We start from the raw sequence: 4200 nt of genomic DNA, 5'->3' as shown, positions 1-4200 counted from the left end.
GCCAGAACATCGCCTAACTGGCTCGTTCAGCAAAATCCGCTCACCGGACGCTCACGGATGACGATCCGTTACGACACCAGCCGCGGCGACGATCAGGGCCTTCGCGAGCGCATGAAGGTGCTGGCGCATGAACGCCGCCGCTTTGGCTATCGACGCCTTCATGTGCTGCTCAGGCGCGAGGGACACCTTGTGAACCACAAGAAGCTATTCCGGCTCTATCGGGAGGAGAAGCTGACCGTGCGCAAGCGCGGCGGCCGGAAGCGAGCGATAGGCACACGAGCACCGATGCTGATCCCGATGACTGCCAATCATCGTTGGTCGCTGGACTTCGTGTCGGATCAGTTCACCGATGGTCGCAGGTTCCGGGTTCTGACGGTCGTGGATGACTGCACCAGAGAATGCCTGGCTCTCGTCGCCGATACATCGCTTTCCGGCCTGCGGGTTGCCCGTGAGCTTGATCGGATCATCGAGGAACGTGGCAAACCCAGGATGGTCGTCAGTGACAACGGCAGCGAGTTCACCAGTAACGCGATCCTGCAATGGACGGATCGGTCCAAGGTCGATTGGCATTACATTGCGCCTGGCAAGCCGATCCAGAACGCCTTCATCGAAAGCTTCAATGGGCGGCTGCGCGACGAGTTCTTGAATGAAACGCTCTTCTCGTCACTGACCCATGCTCGATCAGCGCTTTCAAACTGGCGCAGCGATTACAACGATCACGACCGCATTCCGGCCTCGGCTGGCTGACACCGACCGAGTTCGCTCAGTCCATCAACACCGCGACGCGATGCGGTGCTGCGCAGCCGAAATGGCTCCGCACCGCAACTCGCCGCTACGGCCCCAAATATAGCAACCCAAAACCGCTGGAGCGAACTCAAAACTGGATAAAACTTGGGGGCAAGGTCAGATGCCATCGGCACGGATGGCGCCGACGTAATCTCGGTCGATGCTAGCACGGGGGAAGTCTTCCTCAGGACGCCGATTGCTGCCCGCGCCGCATTTCTTCGCTGCGTTCGAGTGAATCCACGACCTCCACAGGTGTCTTCATGATGATCTCACGATGCGGGAACGGGATTGAAATACCGGCCGCCTTGAACGCGTCCCACAATGCCATCAGGACCTGACCGCGGACATTAGTCAGCCCATTGCTCGGGTCGGAAATCCAGAATCTCAGTTTGAAGTCGAGCGACGATGAGCCAAATGCGGTCATCCAACAAACCGGCGGGGCGTGGGCGCTGGCAACGCGCGGAATGGTTTTCGCAGCTTCGACCGCAATGCGGGCAACCTCGTGTGGGTCGCTGTCGTATGAGGTGCCAAAATCGACCTCGATGCGGACATACTCGCTGGAAAAGGACCAGTTCACGACCTGCTGAGAAATAAAATCCTCGTTCGGGATCAAGTACTCCTTTCCATCTCTCGTGATGACGGAGACGAAACGGGAGCGTAGGTCGCGGATCGCGCCGAAGGTTTCTCCAAGCGTAATCGTGTCGCCCGGTTTGATCGACTTATCGAGGAGGATGATGATTCCGGAAATGAAATTGGAGACCACTTTCTGCAGGCCGAAACCGATGCCGACGCCGACGGCACCCGAGAAAATCGTGAGGGCCGTCAGGTCGATTCCCGTTGCAGATAGGGCGACCGCAATCGCCAGTCCGATCAAGCTGATCTTGATGAGCTTGCTGATGAGAACTTTCAGCGATGGTGTGAGATCCGCAGAGTTCTGTATCCAGTGGGACGACATGCTACCGATCAGAACGGCCAGCCAGACCAGCGCGGCAGAAAGGACGATGGCCTTCAAGGCCAGCAACATCGAAAGACGGGCAGCTCCGAGGTTGACGGCAACGCCATCAAGGGCGGTGAGGATCGTCTGATCCAGCCCAAGTGCGTATAGTGCAAAATAGAACCAGCCCGCGACCGCAACGACTCTTGCGAGCATTTGGTTTCTGATTATGCGCGTCAGCACCGCGATCACAAACCACGCCGCCACGAGCGTAAGCGCTATGCCCACCAGCCACCGGTACGAGGGCCATCCGAATCGCGACAGGATCACATCGGCGATCCAGAGCCATACGATCAAGAAGAGCCACTGCAGCCGCCTCATGAAGGCGATGATGACGCGGAGCAGATCGGGGTTTCCTTTGATGGTGCGCGCGCGGGTCTCCAATGCTGGCTCCATCCGTTTTGCCAGGAAACCGCAAAACAGGTAACCCGCTGCAACCACGACGGCCTGATAGACCGTCCACTCGTTCAGAACGACGGTTTGCAGCCAATATCCGGTAGCATTGACCGTTTCTAGAAAATCCATCGCCTTTCTCGTCGAAATTCCGCAGGAACAACCTCGGCATCGAGTTCTATCAAAACCGAATGCTCTGACATTATTGAAAACTCGAATGAGACAAGGATGGTTCCTGACCCCGGCAAAGCCATGGGAACTGGGACCACGACCGGACACCGACGCTCGCCACGGTCGGGTTTGCGTCGAGTTGTAACGTGGGCGGAAACACTCCTTCAGCGCTTGTCCATCTACACTGACGGGGAACGCCATTAAGGCCCCGAGAGCGACCGTGGACAATGACACTGAAAAATTGATAGCGAGGATGAACGCCACCCTCGCAACGACCCGCCTCAGCGCGTGGCAGAGAACCTTTCTCGCCGACATACTGTCACGGCTGGCATGGTATGGCAGCAACACACGCCTGAGCGAGAAGCCGCGCCGAGAGCTTGAGGAGATCGTCGGCAGCAGCGCCGATGAAGGGCATCCCGTTCATCCCCCGCAACCGACAGGCGATCTCACTGACAAGGGCTCCGCTGCGCTTATCGTGGTTCTTCTCACCTACGCTGCTATGCAGATGCTGCCGTGGTCATCGCAGTTCGAGATACCTGAGCGGATCTATGCGAGCACGGTTGACCAGCAAACCTTTTCTGTGACCGACGGCGACACCATACGGGTCAATGTCGAGGCGAGCGGTACCCGCCTCGTGAGCTTCAATACGCCCGAGACGTTCACACCCCAATGTGACCGCGAACGCAAGCTAGGCAATCGCGCCTCCGATCGACTGGCGGAGATCGTGAGCAAGTCCAGCCTTAAGCTAACCAAGGTCCGATGCCCTTGTGCTCCAAGGCACTGAAGGGACCGATCGTGTAACTACGGACGTAGCTGTGGGATACTTCGAGCTGATGGACGGGATGTAGGCGAAATCCTCATATCCGAAGGTCTCGCGGTGCCCTTCATCTCGGCGCCAGCGGCTGCCCTCCGACCCCTAGACCGTGGTGCAGTTAAGCGCAACAGCGACCGAGGCGCGTTTCATTGATCCCAGCGCAGGCCGCTTCGATCTTTTATAGAAGCATCTCTTAGGCCCTTCGTAATCAGGCAAAGGTTCGTTGGTTGTTCCTGCCCTCAGGACCGGGGAGAAAGTCGCTCCTTGCATACCGTTTCGACGAGAGTTTGAAGAGCCTTCACGCGCTCGACCAGCCAAGCGAGTTCCTCGCTGGTGATTGTGTATTTCGACGAATATCGCGCTTCCACATAGGCCCGCGACAGCAACTCGAAGCAGCGTCGTGAAAATCGGCTGTCACGCGGCCATGCCTCGACCAGCCGGATATCGAGCCCTTCGGCTTGAGAACGAAGAACCTTCAGGCGATGTGATTTTGGACTGTAAAGGGTTAACGTGAGGAGGGCACAATGGTAGAGCCGTTCTGTTGCTTGATGCAAATTGAAGACGGCCTCTTTGATGCTGCCCCGCTCAAATAGGAACATGGCTGACGCATTGAAGGCATCCGCGCTTACGAACCACTCCTCGAAGTATCTGGCAGCTTCGGCTTGCTTCTCCTCCGCTGTCAGTGGCTTCGGTTGCGCCAGCGGATGGCCGGGCTCCTCGTAGAGGGGAATGCCGTCCCTGGCGATATCGACGAAGAACGGTCGGCCGCGGGACAGCTGGTCGTTGACATCGGCCAGCGTGTGGATGATCGGTACCACCGGTGTTTCGATGCGGTGCGCGATCTGCTCCGTCAACAGCCGCTCCTCGATGCCGTCCCAGAGCTCCTGCTCCTCGGCAAACGACTTGCTGTTGACGACGATCAACAGATCATAGTCGGAGCGATAACCGCTCAAGTGATCCTCGACCCAGTTACCGCGGCTATAGGATCCATAAAGAATGACTTTCAGGATCCTGCCGGCGTGGCGCTTCGCCGACAGCTTGC

3 protein-coding genes and 1 pseudogene are annotated in these 4200 nt (G+C 57.9%); 2 read left to right on the top strand and 2 right to left on the bottom strand.

Annotated elements, in window-relative coordinates:
* Positions 1 to 888: pseudogene (locus tag K9B32_RS28710) on the top strand (IS3 family transposase); the annotation flags it as partial.
* Between the two features lie 82 nt (positions 889 to 970).
* Here the strand turns inward: K9B32_RS28710 and K9B32_RS28705 are convergent.
* Positions 971 to 2305, bottom strand: coding sequence for a mechanosensitive ion channel family protein (locus K9B32_RS28705; protein WP_224568755.1), 1335 nt, complete (start codon positions 2303 to 2305; stop codon positions 971 to 973).
* Positions 2306 to 2597: 292 nt separating this feature from the next.
* Here K9B32_RS28705 and K9B32_RS28700 point away from each other — a divergent pair, with 292 nt between their 5' ends.
* The gene (locus K9B32_RS28700) at positions 2598 to 3128 is read left to right on the top strand and encodes a thermonuclease family protein (RefSeq protein WP_224568753.1); all 531 of its coding nucleotides are present in this window, start codon (positions 2598 to 2600) and stop codon (positions 3126 to 3128) included.
* 269 nt (positions 3129 to 3397) lie between these two features.
* Here K9B32_RS28700 and K9B32_RS28695 read toward each other — a convergent pair.
* On the bottom strand, positions 3398 to 4200 hold an 803-nt coding region (locus K9B32_RS28695), incomplete at its 5' end, for a HEPN domain-containing protein (RefSeq protein WP_224568752.1).

This window comes from Rhizobium sp. 3T7, assembly GCF_020166565.1.
Lineage (GTDB): Bacteria > Pseudomonadota > Alphaproteobacteria > Rhizobiales > Rhizobiaceae > Rhizobium.
The sequence above is the reverse complement of the archived record's forward strand: the minus strand, read 5'-3'. Positions and strand labels throughout refer to the sequence as shown.

Bases quoted from the DNA above. Each gene is read 5' to 3' on its own strand.
- K9B32_RS28705 (WP_224568755.1), bottom strand. From the start codon at position 2,305: ATGGATTTTCTAGAAACGGTCAATGCTACCGGATATTGGCTGCAAACC.
- K9B32_RS28700 (WP_224568753.1), top strand. From the start codon at position 2,598: ATGAACGCCACCCTCGCAACGACCCGCCTCAGCGCGTGGCAGAGAACC.